Source organism: Candidatus Poribacteria bacterium (assembly GCA_026702755.1).
Classification (GTDB): Bacteria; Poribacteria; WGA-4E; order WGA-4E; family WGA-3G; genus WGA-3G.
The window spans coordinates 1-16459 of sequence record JAPPBX010000087.1 but is presented as its reverse complement, the minus strand read 5'-3'; the positions used below and the strand labels follow the sequence as shown (position 1 = coordinate 16459).

Annotated in this window: 10 protein-coding genes; 7 read left to right on the top strand and 3 right to left on the bottom strand. The window is 47.6% G+C overall.

Annotated features, from left to right (window positions below; all coding sequences use genetic code 11):
• Window positions 1-101 precede the first annotated feature (101 nt).
• From OXH39_16300 to OXH39_16290, 3 genes are all read left to right on the top strand, one after another.
• On the top strand, window positions 102-3665 hold the full coding sequence (locus OXH39_16300) for a 2-oxoacid:acceptor oxidoreductase family protein (GenBank protein ID MCY3552023.1): 3564 nt from the start codon (window positions 102-104) through the stop codon (window positions 3663-3665).
• A 119-nt stretch (window positions 3666-3784) separates the two neighbouring features.
• Entirely contained in the window at window positions 3785-4639 is an 855-nt protein-coding gene (locus tag OXH39_16295) for a shikimate dehydrogenase (GenBank protein MCY3552022.1), read from the top strand.
• A 229-nt stretch (window positions 4640-4868) separates the two neighbouring features.
• Window positions 4869-5171 carry a cell division protein ZapA gene (locus tag OXH39_16290; GenBank protein MCY3552021.1) on the top strand — a complete coding sequence of 101 codons (303 nt, stop codon included), beginning with the start codon at window positions 4869-4871 and terminating at the stop codon, window positions 5169-5171.
• Between the two features lie 91 nt (window positions 5172-5262).
• Here the strand turns inward: OXH39_16290 and OXH39_16285 are convergent, their stop codons facing one another.
• The gene (locus OXH39_16285) at window positions 5263-6621 is read right to left on the bottom strand and encodes a M48 family metallopeptidase (protein MCY3552020.1); all 1359 of its coding nucleotides are present in this window, start codon (window positions 6619-6621) and stop codon (window positions 5263-5265) included.
• 466 nt (window positions 6622-7087) lie between these two features.
• Here OXH39_16285 and OXH39_16280 point away from each other — a divergent pair, with 466 nt between their 5' ends.
• The 4 genes from OXH39_16280 (at window position 7088) to OXH39_16265 (ending at window position 11876) form a co-directional block, all read left to right on the top strand.
• On the top strand, window positions 7088-7957 hold the full coding sequence (locus tag OXH39_16280) for an OmpA family protein (protein MCY3552019.1): 870 nt from the start codon (window positions 7088-7090) through the stop codon (window positions 7955-7957).
• Between the two features lie 163 nt (window positions 7958-8120).
• Window positions 8121-8804: a hypothetical protein gene (locus OXH39_16275; protein ID MCY3552018.1), complete on the top strand. Its 684-nt coding sequence runs from the start codon at window positions 8121-8123 to the stop codon at window positions 8802-8804.
• Window positions 8805-8944: 140 nt separating this feature from the next.
• Window positions 8945-10342, top strand: coding sequence for an O-antigen ligase family protein (locus OXH39_16270; protein ID MCY3552017.1), 1398 nt, complete (start codon window positions 8945-8947; stop codon window positions 10340-10342).
• A 175-nt stretch (window positions 10343-10517) separates the two neighbouring features.
• Window positions 10518-11876, top strand: a complete 1359-nt coding sequence (locus OXH39_16265) for a sulfatase (GenBank protein ID MCY3552016.1) — start codon at window positions 10518-10520, stop codon at window positions 11874-11876.
• A 58-nt stretch (window positions 11877-11934) separates the two neighbouring features.
• On the opposite strand, the gene OXH39_16260 is transcribed toward OXH39_16265, so the two are convergent.
• Window positions 11935-14445, bottom strand: coding sequence for a hypothetical protein (locus OXH39_16260; GenBank protein ID MCY3552015.1), 2511 nt, complete (start codon window positions 14443-14445; stop codon window positions 11935-11937).
• Between the two features lie 256 nt (window positions 14446-14701).
• Window positions 14702-16459 (bottom strand): WD40 repeat domain-containing protein (locus OXH39_16255; GenBank protein MCY3552014.1); only part of this gene is annotated, 1758 nt, incomplete at its 5' end.

Below are 16459 nucleotides of genomic sequence, written 5' to 3'. Positions count from 1 at the left end.
TCCGCACAGGTTGGGGGATTTGGTCTTTGAATAGACCAAATCCATTCCTTGTATTACATTCCCAACCCCTACGACAACTGACAACTGATAACTAAAAAGAAATGGATGAAAGGTTTACACAAGCCAGCGGGACGCATGTCTATACTGGGTGTGAATTGTTAGTCAAGGGTGCCTTGGAGAGTGGGGTCAGTCTGCTTACAGGTTATCCCGGCTCTCCTATTGCTGAAGTCTTTGACATACTTCAACGCAATGCGGAGTTGTTAAAAACTAACGGCATTGTCGCTCAGATAGCCAATAATGAGGCGTTGAGTATTGCACGTCTCAACGGTTCGCAGATGGCGGATGTCCGGGCGATTACGTTTATGAAGAGTGTCGGCTTCCATGTTGCATCTGATGCATTGGCGATTAGCAATCTCGCAGGCACAACCGGTGGTGCTGTTGTAGTTGTCGGTGATGATACGTGGTCCCACAGCACGCAAGTCCCTGCCGATTCCCGATTTCTCGCACGGCATGTCTATACGCCGCTTATTGAACCGAGTACATTTCAGGAACTCAAAGATTGGATTAACTGCGCCTTCCAAATTTCCGCTGCAGCCGACCTCTATGTTTGCTATTTAACAACTGAAAATCAAGCGAGCGGTGGTGGTAACGTTGAACTTCAACCGAACATTTATCCTGATATTACCGGTTTGAAGCAGGTTAACTTGGATACCCAACTCATTAATGCCGATAAGCGGGTTGTCTTACCGCCGCATACTGCTCAGATTGAGACGGAGACGTTGAGGGAACGGTTTCCCACTGCTCTTGAGATGGCAAGAGATCTCGGACTCAACGAAATTCAGTTTGTAGACGGAACGTCAAGCAAAAAGCGTCACGCCCTCGGATTTGTCAGTGCAGGCTTGGCACACAGCTGCCTCCTCCATGCACTTGGAGAATTGAACCTATACGGCGACATCCCTATTCTCAAACTCGGTATGACCCATCCGATTGATGCGGACAGGGTCATGGAGTTCGCTGAAAAAGTTGACGAGATATACGTCGTTGAAGAGAAACGTCCGCTCTTAGAAAACGAAATCAAAGCACTCCTCACCCATGCCTATCAGAATGGAGATCTTAAGCGGTATGTAAACGTCTGGGGAAAACAATTTCCCGACGATCTGGCAGGAATCCCGACAGTTTCCGGTTTAGATGCCTCTATTCTCATTCAGAAACTCATTCCACTGCTCAAACACCGCTTTAGCGCAAATGGCACGCCTGTGGATTTGGAACACTTCGAGCGTGAAGAGGCACTCCAAAAGCAGGTGTCTGAACAGCAAATTGACATTCCGCAACGCACACCTACCTTCTGTCCCGGCTGTCCCCACCGTGATTCTTCGAGCGTCTTTCTTGAAATCACAGAGCAATTTATGGATGCGGATTATATGAAGAAGCATCACGATTTAGGTCCGGTAGATCTCGTCTTTCATGGGGATATTGGTTGCTATTCGATGCTCAAATATGAACCGTTTCCTCGTTTGATGCACAACCTCTCCGCGATGGCTTTAGGGGGTGGGTCAGGTGCTGGCATCGATCCGTTTATCGAAAATAAACAGGTTGTCTTCATGGGGGATTCAACCTTTTTTCACGGTGGAATGGCAGCGATTTCGGATTCAATCAAAAACAATCAAGACATTGCCTACATCATTTTAGACAACCAAACGACAGCAATGACAGGGCACCAACCGACCCCTGCTGGTGAACTGGATCTCCTCGGCAACCCGACGTTTGCACAGGACATCGAGGAAGTTGCCCAAGGACTCGTTGGCGATTCTGAAATAGACATTGTGCGCACCAACCCCGAAGACCGGGTCAACTACAAAAAATATCTGGAAAAAACGATTCTCAAACCGGGGGTCAAAATTGTCATTGCTGATAAAGAGTGCGCTATTACCTATCATCGTCGTATCCGTCGTGAACAGCGAAAAACGATAGCCAAAGACGGTTTCCTTAAATATGAAAAGCATATCAACATAACCCCTGAAGTCTGCGAATTTTGTCGAGAATGCACCACTGCGACGGGATGTCCCGGTCTAAAAATTGTTGATACCGATTACGGTGAGAAGATCGCCATTGATCAATCAAATTGCGTTTCTGATGGTGCCTGTGCAAGGATTAAATACGCGTGTCCTGCTTTTGAAGAGGTTATCGTAACGCGTAAGCGTCCCCCTCAGGAGCAAGTGATCGCATCCGGTAATCGAAAACTTTTGAGCGATGAACCTTTACCACCGCCACCACCATTAACGTTTGAGCGGGACTGGAACATGTACGCTGCAGGGGTCGGTGGTATGGGTATTGGGACGATTTCAAAAGTTCTCGTCGTTGCGGGGTATCTGCAAGGCTACAATGTGGCGTTCTGTGACAGGAAAGGATTGGCGATTCGCAACGGTGGTGTCTATACACACATCACTTATGCCCAACCCGATGTTCACGCTTCCCCGATGATTCCGTATGGCAAGGCGGATCTTCTGTTGGGGCTTGATATTTTAGAGGCAGTCCGCGGTATCACAGCACAATCGCTTTTCCGTGTCGCATCACCTGATCGAACCGCTGCTATGGTGAATACCGCGAAAACTGAAACGATATCCACCCTTATCGGTAAGGACGATTTCGACCCGGACACACTTGAAGAAGCACTTCAGACACATACCAACGCCGACGCATATTTCGGCGTTGATTTATTTGCGATCTCTGAGGAATTGTTTGGCAATAAGTTGTATGCGAACATGATGCTCCTCGGTACTGCCTTCCAACGACAGTTGATACCTGTTGAATTGGAACCACTCCAATTGGCACTCAAACAGATGGTACCGCACGCTGATTTGGATACCAACATGAAGGCATTCACTGTTGGTCGTCGTCTTGCTCTTGAACTGTCTGAGTCCACCGTAGGCGCGTCAGGGACTTACGCCGAAATGCTCAAGTCAAAACGACAAATTTTGGAACGAAAACGCGGTGGAAAGCGTTTATCACAGAAGTATGTGGCACTCGTTGACGAAATTGTGGAGACATTGAGCATTAATGCCGATGACATCCATCGGCTGTTAGCCCTCTATATATACGATCTTGTTCAGTTCGAGGATATAAATTATGCGCGGCGATATGTTGAAAAGATAAAACAGGTTAATGCCCGTGATTCAGAAACCTACAACTATCGCGCCACAAAGGCAGCGGTTAGGTATCTTCATAAGGTGATGCTGATTAAGGATGAGGTTTACGTCGCACACTTGCTAACGAGCGAAGAAAAGTTAGCGCGCGACAAGGAATTATACAAGATTGATACGAAAAACGGCGACAAGATTAAATATGTCCATCTCAATCGACCGCATTTCACTGTCATGGGACTTGACTTTGAGGCAGATATTGACGCACGTAACTGGCAACTAAACTTAATGAAACGGATGAAGTTTCTAAGACGATGGCTCTCCAAATGGCACGCGAAGGAAAAGGAATTCCGAGAGTGGTATATTACCCGTGTGATTGACACCTTCGCACCAACCGATGCGGAAGCATACAAAAAACATCTCCACGCATTAGAGTGTGTGGAGGAAGTCCGCGGTTATCGAGAAATTCGCTATCCGAAAATGGAAGTGGCGAAACAGACAGTTGAAGAACTACTTGGGAGATAGCCGTCGGCTATCGGAAACCATCAGTATGTGGCACGCAAAATGCGCATACCTTCATACAAGAGTCTCTGGAAACCGATTGCCGATGGCTGACAGCCATTACGTCAAAAGCCATTAAAACAATGCACACACGACACTTACTGACAGGACATACCCGCGTTGTCGGCGTTATTGGTGACCCGGTTGAACACAGCCGTTCACCTCAGATGCACAACGCCGCCTTTGCTAAGGCAGGACTTGATTATGTATACGTCCCCTTTCATGTCCGTCCTGATGATTTGGCACAGGCGATCGCTGGATTTAAAGCTATTAACGTCGTTGGCATTAATGTAACACTTCCCCATAAACGGGCAGTCATTCCGTCCCTTACGTCCATCTCGCGGGAAGCGGAACTTATCGGTGCTGTGAACACACTCACCTTTACTGATGAAGGTATACACGGCGATAATACGGATGCTCCAGGAGTCTTAAGGGCACTGGAAGAGAGTGGCGACATGTCTGTACCGGTTGATGAAGGTGTTGTCGTCTTAGGAGCCGGTGGTGCCGCGAGAGCCGTCGTCGTTGCATTGGCACTTGCCGGTGTGGCATCAATTACAATCGCCAATCGTACGGTGGAAAAAGCCGTTTCCTTAGCGGAAGAGATGTGTCAAAAGACAGGTGTTTCCATGCACGGAATGGGACTTACAGATACTCGATTGCCTGTTGCTGTCGCTCAAAGCGCACTTCTCATTAATACGGCGACAGCAAGTATGGATACAAACATCCCTCTGCTGGTTTCTGCCGATTGGCTTCAACCGAATACTATCGTTTACGACATTGTGTATACGCCTCCGGTGACACCCTTGATGCAAGCCGCCGCCGAGCGCGGATGCCAAACCCTTGGCGGCATCGGGATGTTAGTGCATCAGGGGGCGATCGCTTTTGAGAAATGGACGGGGGTCGCGCCGTGTACGGAGACAATGCATCAGGCACTATAAACATATCGTTCCTACCGGACTAAAAGGTTTTAGGCGATACAAAGTATGTGCCTAAAATTCGGTGCAGTTTCAAACTGTGCTTACCGGACCTGGGACCGAGGCTGTCATTTTCTTCTAAAATTGACATCTATGATACGTTTACACACCGGACTTACCGCGTAGGATCAATTCTGATAACTGACAACTGCTAACCCTTAAATAAAATACGAAAGGGGTCAATAACAATATAATGGAACAACAAGAATCTAAGCCGATTCGCTTCGTTATACTCGGAACACCTTATACCATCAAACCAACTGAGGAGTTGACAGCGGAAGCCATTAACGAACTCGTTGACTATGTCAAAAGTTTAGTTGAGTCCTATCTCAGAAAGGGTTTTGACGAGCAAAGGGTTCCCCTGCTTGTCGCTTTCCACATTGCTGATGAAAAGCGTCGTCTTCAAGAAAAATATGAATTGCCATTATACCGAATAGTGGAGCGGCTACAGTTTGCGATTGAAGATGATACAAGGGCGGAAACCCCAACTGTGTAGGAACGAGGCAACCTCGCCCCTACACAGCGGTAGACTTCCGATTGAAGCGTTTACCGGCGGAGCAATCTTCAAATCGTCACGCCTCACGTTATTAAAATACCTTTGCGACGTACAATGCGAGAATGCCAAATATTGGAAGCAAGACGATTAAGATTTTGACTTCAAGTAGATAACTTTTATAGCGTTGAATTGCTAAGTTGTGCGCTATCCATTGGTTGATGAAATCAATCCGTCGGTGAATAGACGGGTGTGTGTTGAAGATTTCAAAAAACCTTCGAATCGATTTTGGCACTGAATTTAGCACAGCGAGTTTCATCAAGGCGTTTTTGAATGCTTCCGGCTTCTTCGTGAGCGAAGCCGCATATAGGTCTGCCTGATGTTCGCAACGTCTTGACAAGTATCGGAAGATGAAAACGAAATAAACGATTAGAAAAACTAACGAACATAACGTTGGCAAAATTTGTGATTCTCCGAAGTGCGCGACTAACGGTGCCTCAACAAGGACATAGAAAAACCAATAACTCAACAGATAAAAGAGCGCAAAGAGCATGTATGTCGGAATGTGTCTGTAGCGGATATGTCCGAGTTCATGAGCGACCACAGTTTCGATCTCTTCATCTGTAAAATACTCAAGGAGTGCATCTGTCAGAAAAATTCGGCGGTTCCACGGAAAGGTCCCCGCAACTGCAGCGTTGGCTATTGACAGTGAACCTGTTTGCCACACGACAATATCCCGGTATTTTAGACCACTCTGTTTTGTTAGCAGATCCAATTTTTCCTTCAGGGCTGAACCCGCCGCCAACGGTTTGGTTTTCCATAGAAACTGCATGAGTAAGGGGGCAAGAACATAGGCGGATGCGATCACGGGTAAAATCAATCCGATCAGAACGTACGGGTGTTCGACAATGAACAGTTTCGCGGAATACGGGAGCCAATAAACAGCGTCCATTGTCATAAGGTAAATAAACATCGGCAGCAGCGGAAAGAGCAGAAACTTGAATTGAAGCGTGGCAACTTCTCGATAGTGTCCTTGTTGGTATTGGTTCACCCGGTAAAACACGAGCCGAATACAGATGAGCCCAATCAGGAGCGGGAGCAAAGCGAGCATTTGGCGTAGATTTTCCATCGGGAAGAATGCGAAGTGTTTATTAATCAGGGCAGGCAAATTCAATAGATATAGATTACATAGATACGCTGCTAAGCTAATACACTCGAAAACAACCATGAAGCGTCGTAAAGAATAAAGTTTCGGTAGGTTTTCCTCTTTGTTTGCAGAAAAGGTTCGCGCGACGTACGAGGTCACAAAGCATGTGATGAGCACAGGGAGACCTGTCAATACAATTGTCCAGAGAACCACCTGCATGTCGCTGACATTTGTGCTTTCTTGCGGCGGTTCAAAGTAGAAAAGAAAGAGTAGTCCTGTGATTAAGATAATGCTTATCTGTCCCATACCGTCAATAATCCTTGATTCATAGTCAGTGATTTCGGTGTGCTTAAACGATACGTCTATCAGCGCCGGTTTCTGAGAAGCGTGCGTACTGAATTTTACCGCATCTCACATCAAAAATCAAGGGTGTTTTGAAATCTAATCCCGTTGTTCAGGCGGACGTGAAAAAACTTTTGACTTTTTTTACGGAAAAGTGATATAATTGATATTAGAAGTACCTGTGAGAATAAATTGCTTACAGGTTTCCCATATTTTACAAGTTCGCAAGGCAGTTTCGGGCATTGAAAAACTGTTTTCTGCGTGGGTAAGTTAGTTATTGCGTTTGCATACATGCGTTTAAGGCGGGATTTAAGAAGAATTCCGTGGAAAATAAAGTATATTAATTTTTTTGGCGTAACTTGAAGACCGGCTCCTTAAACCGGTTCACAAGCAATGCCCTAAATTGTTGTTTAAAACTTAGGAGGAATCCATGTTAAGTAGAACCGCTTTCACAATTATCGCTCTTCTTGGCGTTGCGCTTGTTATGAGTAGCTGCGGTAAGTTGAATCAGGAAGAGTTTGAAATGTGGAAGAATGAACATGTCTCGAAGATGGAGCAGACCAATTCTGACGTGTCAAACAAAATCACGATGTTAGAGGGCAAAGTCGATCAGAATAATAAAGATGCGACAGAAGCAATCTCCAGAGCGAAGGACGAGGCGATTGCCGTTTCTCAGCAAGGTGATGCTGACACTATGGCTGCTGCCGAACAAAAAGCCAAAGAACAGGACGCGCAGCTCCGCGCCGACCTGACGAAGGCTATTGATATGCAAGGGCAGAAGTCGATGGATTTCGCGAAAAGCGAAAACGCAAAAGTCCAAAAACAGCTCATGGCTGTTGAAGATACCGACAAGGCGCAAAATGAAGCGATAAATCAGCTCGCGTCCAAAGTGATGGCTATAGAGGAAGGATTGTCAATGGTGGTGGAAGAAGTCTCCTCAATGCCGACAACGCTGGCTACCGTCACTTTCGCCAGTGGACGAACCTCGTTAGACAGCGACGCGAAACAGACAATTGATGGTATCGTTGAACAGCTCATGGAAGCTTCAGATGCTAAAGTCATGGTTATTGGACACGCTGATGGCATGCCAGTACTGCGCGGAAGTTACAGAAGCAATTGGGATCTCTCACAGGCACGCGCGAACTCCGCTTCAAAGTATCTACAATCGAAAGGGATTGATGCCGGTAGAATTGAGACAATTGGTAAGGCACACACCGATCCTGTTGCCCCGCAGAATACCGCTGCAGGCAGAGCTATGAATCGCCGAGCCGAAATCATTCTGGTTCCTGAACGTAAATAGTCATAAACACCCACATTAATTCCTGACGATTCATTGGGTCGCAGTTATCTGAGTTCCCCTGACCCAATGCACGCAGCCCAAGTATTGTCGTATCAACGTTGAGGCGGGTCACTGAACCCGCCTATCGTTGTCATAGTACAGGTCGGATAAGGACATTATCGTTATGCGTTTGGTATTTGCCAGTTTCTTGCTTCTGTTGTTGATTCCCTGTCTAACACTTGCGGATACCACTGATGTGCAACCCTTACGTCCATCACCTGTCCGAGATTTTTTAGCGGAGTACCTTCAATTCCCATCTTTCCAACTCTCTCTATTTTCATACAAACCGGAGTTAGGCGGTTTGGTTGATATCCTTCAGAGCGTTGGGGTATCGCACGTTCCAGGGGCAATGTTACCTACGTTTTCGGTTGTATTTGAACATAGCCCGGCGTTGGATTCACGTTTAGAACTTGGCTATTGGCGGATGGAACTTGACCTCCCATCACCTGTCTCGGCAAATCTCTCTACAACCCTTATCCCAATTTCCTATCAGTTTATCTATCGTCCCGTCCTTCTGTCGGAATATCTACCGATCTATGTGGGCGGCGGTATCGGCTTTTTAGGAGCGAGTTTTAGCGGTAGTGCAGTCGATTTGGTTGAACAGCAGGGCATCAGTTTCGATGACGGTTCTTCAGGTGCGACCGGGTTTGCCTTCATCGGGGCAGAACTCTTCCAATGGGACCATAATCTTTCACTCAGCTTTGAGTTGAAACGGATACTTAAAACGGTGGAAACAACAGGCGATACCCCGCTTGACGTAATTTTAGACGGGACTGCTGTCGGACTGGGTGTCAAAATGAAATTTTAGAAAATAGTCGTCAGTTATCGGTTGTCAGTCCGCAAACCGCTGGCGAGGTTTGTAACCTCGCCCACTGTCGGAATCCAAGTAATTGTGGGCTTTACTATGCCTGACCACTAATAACTAACAAACCGATAACCACTTCAGGAATGTTCTTAAAGCATGGCAAACGATTTTTCCCCTTTGTTGTCTGTCTCGTGTTCGGCTGCGTTATCGGCGGTTATTCGGACACACCACTCCTGTTTCTCTGCTTATTGATCGCAACGGGGGCTTTCGTCTTCCTCGGCATGGAGATTGCAGTTTATCTGCTGTTGATTGCCCTACCGTTTTCATTTCGCTACATTCTCCCCGGTCGTCTTTTTGAGATTCAAACACCGACAGAACCCCTATTAGGCATGCTTGCCGCCGTTTATTGTGTGCGAAAAATAATTGACCGGACACTCCAGAAGGATAAACCGGAAAACACCTTCCCTTTTTTCTTACCAATCTGCTTATATATCTTCGTTATGTTCCTCTCGGCAATCAACACACCGGATCTGTTTGGCACACTTAAAGGGACACTCCGGGCGACAGTTTACGTGCTGTTTAGTGTCGTCGTGTACACTGTAGTTCAAAATAGGACTACACTGAAACGACTTTTTATTGCGAGTTTTCCATCTGCAGCGGTTGCCGTTATTTGGACAGTTATTGTCTTAGTCTATCACATTGATGCATGGCAGTGGACGAGTGCTTATCGGAGCGCGCCGTTTACGAATTACTCTGTCTACGGGGCATTCACCGCACTTTTCTTTCTTGTGTGCCTCAGTCGCTTCCTCTTTGACAATGGTCAGTACGATCGCGTGTTATGGACGGTATGGTTCGCCTGCTTCGGTGTAGGACTCCTCATGTGCTTTTCACGCGGCGTTTGGCTCTCTGTTATTGTCGCGCTCGGCTTTATGCTGTTGCAACTCGGACGAGGTGTCACACATAAAAAGGTTCTGTTTGTTGGCGCGGCGTGTCTCATCTTATTAGCCTGTCTGAGTTTACCCAGTATCTATAACATCTTTGTTGAACGGATTTCGTCCACGGTGGATCTCAGCTATGCTTCAAACCGGGCGCGCCTCCTGCGGTGGGGACAGGCATTCGTGATGTTCGTTGAAAACCCTATTTTGGGGAAGGGCTATGGGGCATTTGCGATGCTGTATGAAGAGGATGTCGCGCTTGTAGGGAGTTATACAGCGCAATATCAACTCGGTGCACATAGCGAATATCTTCAGGTTATGGCGGAATTGGGGATCGTTGGGTTAGTCGTGTGGGTCTGGCTGAATTTTGCCTTCTTGCGCTACGGCTTCCGTGCACTCGAAACGCTAAGCGATGGTTTCTACCGTGCTATTGTTATTGGGTTGATGGCAGCAGAAATTTCGCTTATGGTGCATTTCACGGTGAACAACCTCCTGAACGGCGATGCCATTGGTGTTCCTTTTTGGGGCATTTATGGGTTGTTGCCAGCTGTCGTGCAGATGGCTGCCCGGGAAAAGAATACATCAGAAACTGAAGACGGTGTATAATATACTAAACTTTGGACAAATTGTAGCATAGGAAACCGTTAGCCTGTGGCATCGTAGCATAGGAGACTGTTGGCCTCCTATATAACAAAAGATAGAGTCCGCTCAGAAGCATCTTAAAATTGTCCAACGTTTGGTATAAATGAGTTTCATCGCCCAATTCCAATGGAGATATTAAATGAACATCATCCACATTATTTCAGACACGTTTCGACGCGATAACCTCACTCTCTATGGAGGCAAAGGGTACACCCCGTCCCTAAACGCTTTCGCAGAAAAATGTGTCATTTTCGACAAGGCGTATGTATGTAGTTATCCAACTGTGCCGATCCGAGGAGATTTGGTGACAGGTCAGGTCGGCATCTGTCGACGCGGATGGGAGCCCCTCAAACGAGATGTACCGGTCATCGCAACCGATTTAACGAACGCGGGTGTTGTCAGCATGATGATTGCAGATACACCCCACCATATCAACAACGGCTTTTTTTACAATCGTGGGTTCACCGGGTGGAAATGGATTCGCGGGCAGGAAGGCGATTGCTTAGAAACCCATCCTTACGATTATGAATCACAGGATTCATTGCGGTATCGTGAGTATACACGAACCCATCCGAATAAGTTACCCTCTGGACTCGGCAACCACATTAGAAATACCGACTTTCGGCAGACAGAGGCGGATACCTTCGTCGCACAGACTGTGCAGACGGCTTGCGATTGGTTAGAGCGGAACTATCAGCACGAAAACTTCTACTTGATGGTAGACACCTTCGATCCGCACGAACCGTGGGATGCACCCGAATGGTATCTAAAGCGTTTCGATTCGAGCGATTACGACGGACCGGAACCGATCTATCCACCCTACGGTCCAAATCCGATGAATGAACGCGAGACGGAACGTCTCAACGCGCTCTACCGGGCAGAAGCATCGCTGGTTGACAATTGGATCGGGCAGCTTCTTCGGAAAATTGACTACATGGGCTTGATGGAAAACACGATGGTGATTTTCATGGCGGATCACGGCTTCCTATTGGGTGAACACGGACTGCTCGCCAAGAATCTTAGCATGTATGAAGAGATTATCCACATTCCGCTGCTGGTTTATCATCCAGAGGCGACCCCGCGTCGGACGGATGCGCTTGCGAGTATCGTCGATATCCCGCCCACTGTCATTGACGTATTCGGCGCAGACCGAGGGGCACAAGTGGAAGGCAACAGTCTTCTCCCAATTATTATGGGAGATACCGACACAGGACGTGAATATACTGTGACGCACGGTGCGTGGGTCGGTGGATGGAGCCCTGACGGCGGAAGTCCACACGGTAACATCACCGATGGCACTTGGTCTTTGCTTTTAGAAAACAAGGGAGCACCGAAGCAATTGTTCCATTTACCTTCCGATCCCGAACAGATGAATAACCGATTTGAATCGGACACAGCAGAAGCGCGTCGGCTTTACCAAGCATTTTTGGACTTCTTAGCACAACACGGCGCACCCGAAGCCATGGTCACCCAATTCCAAAATCGGTGGCAATATTAATTAATGTCCGTACTGCTGCTGGCGAGGATTGTATCCTCGCCTCTTTGAAACATTATTCTCACTTTTTACCCGCTACCTCTGGCTCCGTTGCCAGATATTTCTCATCAGTCTGTATATCAGGCGGATAGCGAATCTCCCACACTTTGATGTCTTTCGCGGCACTGTCATCTGTCGAATAAACAGGGACAAAGATATCCGTGTGCTCACCGCGCAGGAACAACTTGACAGCAAGACTGTTCCAACCTATCGGCGGGATGTAATAGGTTCTGTTCAAACGGCTTTCAGCGTCAAAGTCCAAAACGAGTCCACCCTTTTCAATATCCACCGATATTTGAGAAGTCGGAGTGTTAACAGTTCTTTCTACCGTTATATCTGGCAAGATTTTTTCCAACTCTCCTACATCGACTCCCTCATTTTCGTCTTTAAAGTGCGCGGTGATAGATAATGTGTCAGGTGTGGTACGGATGATTTCAATGAAGTCTAACGGTGTACCTGTCCCCCGCGGTTGCATGCGGTAGGGCTTACCAATAGGTGTCTCCGTTCGCGTCAGTTGATAGAGTTCAAACTGCCTATTAGCGTTTTCATCGCTACCCATGCTTGAATATCTCCGAGCACTGGATGTCACACCCCGTTCCGTTAGCATCAGATGCGTGGCGTTGTGTGTTTTGAGAAATCCAAGTGCCTCGCGTGTGTCTTGTGCGCTGAAGACGTGTCGGTAATAGAGGTGTATCCAGTGCGGCAGAAAATGGTCGGAATCAACAACAGTCCTGACACCGCTGAGAACATTGAGTTGTGTGCCATAGTCCCAATTTGCTGCAATCACGGATTCTCTGGGAAGCGTATCGTGCATCCATTTAAACGCCTCTGACCTGCTATTTTGTCCTGGGATAGGTGGGCGCATGCGTGCAGCAGCGTGAATAGACCTGTTCGCATGTCCGCCGATCGGTGTCCAAAAAAGAACGGGGACCAACACAATAATAGCAAAGGTAGCAGTCGCCCATTTTTCCCTAACGGATGGATAAAGAATCTTTACGTCCTTGAGTCTCTGTATGAGATGTACAGGAGAAAAATAGAGGAGCCACGCGGTGCCATAAGCGATCGGCAGCCCGATAAAGAAGTCGTGCCGTTTGCCGCCGCGCGCGAGTCCCACCCATAAAAGAAACCATGTGAGCATCGCGAGTGTCACCAACTCATTTTCTGTTATCTCTTTTTGGAGGCAGGCAATACCGATTGATAGAACTGTTAACCCTAACGAAATGAAGAATAACGTATTGCACGTGTCCTCACTTATCCACCCGTTGACCTGCGTGCGAAAGAAAGTTGTGCCAACAAACAGCACAAGTGAGATGACCAGAGGGAGGCTCTTCCACTTCCACAAGTACAAGCAGGTAGTTATCAAGCCAAGGCTCCCTAACACAAACACTGCCCCGTATCGCCCTGCCCAATATCTGAAATTCGGGTCTCCTAATTCTCCGATACCCTGCATGAGTTGACTTTCACGGAATGGGTAGGCTGTCTCAGCAAAGGTACCGGCTTGCATGAAGATATACCCGACTCCCACAGTAATGCTCAACAGCGTTAGTCCCCACGCGAGTTTTCGGGGATGTGGACGAAGTTGTTCAACGTACTTGAGAAGCAGATACCGAACCCCGCGTAGGACAAAGACCATCAGGGGTGGAAGTAGCATCAGCGAGGCGACATGCGTTGAGAAACCCGACCCGCTTCGATAGGCAGGACTGATGAGATAAAGCCACGGAACGAACATCAGCATCCAAAGGAGATATTCTTTAAGGTAGTAGGCAGACTCCGTTCGGTTTCCGTTCACTTTAAGGTAATAAGCAGACTCCGTTCGGTTTCCGTCCATAGTTGGATCGTGTTCCGTGTCCGTGCTACAGAATTTCCAGAGTTCTATCCCGACAATCATCAGAACGAAAAACCCGAAGCCTTCCCAGCTCAGCCCACCCAAGAAAACGGTAAAGCCAGCGATCGCGGTCGCAATCCATCTACGTCGCCCAGGTGCCATACCTTCTTTCCAGAGATAACTGATGACGGCAAATATGCCGAGCATCCAGCACCATGCATCCCTGTCGCCAAAACCCGCCGCGCTCCGTTCTATACTCCCCGGCAGCGTTGCCAGAAGGAGCGCAGCAATTGCTGCGAAGGTGACACCGTAGACGCGAGCAAGGAAGAAACACAACACACCGAGTCCGAGTGTGAAACAGATAGCGGAGATATAGACTTGGATATGATAAAGCGTGAGTTTTGGAGACACCCAACCGATGGCTTTGTGGGTGTAGGCGATGGCGTAGGCGTAGAGTGGAAATATCTGTCCGTTATCTCTGCCGTGTGGCAGCCAACGCTGCATATCGCGTGCGGAGAGGACTCCGTGCTCGGCAATCTCTTGTGCTTGTGAAGCGAAGAGATAGGCATCGTTAGAGGTGAACTGCCCATCGGGAAGTCTGGATACGCCTTGGACGCGTATCCAACAGGCAAGTAGCACAATGGCACATAAAAGGATTTTTTGGTAAAAGTTCATTGTGTTGATTACAATCGGAAGGCGTATTGCCAACCGAGGAGGAGCCTCCTTATGTTTTTGAGTTGCGTAACCGAAAAAACTTCCCTTTCTAATCTTCCACCCTTCCAATTTTCCACCCTTCCAATCTCAGGTTTGAAAGCAATTTAGACACGCCTATGCATCCGTTCGGAGTGCGTCAATGGGTGTCATCCGTGCTGCCCGTATAGTAGGATACACTCCGAAAGTGATACCCATGAAAATTAAAAAGAGAACTAACAGCGCGATACGAACAGCAAAAGGCACGATTACTTTACAAATAAGGTTTCATATCCCAGAGCAGGATGGTACCATCAGCACTTCCACTCGCCAAAAGCGCACCATCCGGTGAAAAGGCGAGATCTTGAACATCGGTGGGATGACCCCAGAACGTGTGGATATTTTCACAAGTGGCGATGTCCCATAACCGAATGGACACTTTCTCTGTTCCAGCCCACCAGGAGCCGGAGGCAAGATACCTACCACACGGTGAAAATGCCAACGCATACGGACACCGACATTCCCTTGGTAGAAGGATCGCCGCGCGGATGTCATAGGTGGCGGCATCCCATAACCGAATCTCCCAAATTAAGCCACCAGCAATGATGTCCCCGCGAGGCGAAAAAGCGATAGCTTTAATTTCAACAGGCGGCTGTGTTGTATCTCCTCTTTCGGACCTAGCACGTTGTGTTTTCCTAAGACGCTGTTTTTGATGTGAGTTACCAAGATACCATTCTGGATCTAACTGGTTTAATGGGAGCGAGGCGACTTTTTTGCCAGATGGAATGTCCCATACGCGCACCGTTTTGTCTCCTGACGCACTCACCAGTTGACTACCATTCGGTGAGAAAGCCAGAGATTCTATTGAATTCCTATGTCCGGACAAAGTTATCTGTTTTCCCTTTCCGTCTGACACATATAAGTTTCCCGCTATATCGCCGGTCGCCCAAACCTTGCTTATGTATGAATACGCGGCGGTATTTACCTTTTTTGAATGTTCTGAAAGGGTAGCAATTCTTTCGCTGGTTTCAACATCCCAGATGTAGACCCTGTTTTCGATGCTGCCCAATGCGTGTATATTTCCATTGGGTAAGAAGAAATGCGTATGCACTTTTGCTGGAAGATGCTGCTGCCGTACCTGTTTTTTGGCAACCTCCCAACAGGTGGAAAAACCGCCGCGACTAACACTGGCGAGTGTTTGTCCATCCGGTGAGAATGCAACAGATTCTACACTGTCAGTATCAATAGAAGTCGTAACAATAGAATTTGGTTTATCCAAAGTCCACACGTTGATGTCCCTGACACTTGTAAAAACCACAATTGGTTTTTGGGAATCTCTATTCCAAGTGATGCCCTTTGCAAAGTAGATGTTCCGGATGTCTTGATGGTGTTTGAGCGTGTTCAATTTTTCAGAGCGTTCCACATTCCATAAGGTGATTCGCGTTTTACTTTGACTCCTCGCAATGTTGTGCAGGACACCTGATGGCGAATAGGCAGGGATGACCACCGGTAAAGGGACATACGTCTCTCGAGGTTTTTCAGCATATTTAGAGGACATTTGAACCTGTTTTTCGGTGGCAATATCCCACTCGTGTAAAATCCCATCTGCATCGCCAGCGGCAAGCAACTGCCCACAAGGTGAGAAATCGAGGGCATGCACAACTGCCGTAGGCCCTTTGAGAGTGGCAATCTGTTTGCCACTCTTCACATCCCATACTGAGATGAAATCCGAGGTGCCGACTGTCGTACCGTCTGTGTTTATCGCGCTTACACAAGCAAGCATCTGCCCATCAGAAGAAAAACAGAGTGGACGGGGGACAACCCTAATCAGCCCTGTGGTGATTTCAGGATCAGGTGATAACGTTGCACTTAGTTTTCCGGTTTCAGCAGCCCAGAGATAAACCATTCCCTCTCCATTACGAGCCGCAGCAATGTATTGGTTATCGGTTGAAAAGACAACATTACCAGCCCAGACTTCTAGTAGTCTGTCACATTTATATTGCTGGATATAATTTGTTGAGTTTGATGCGTG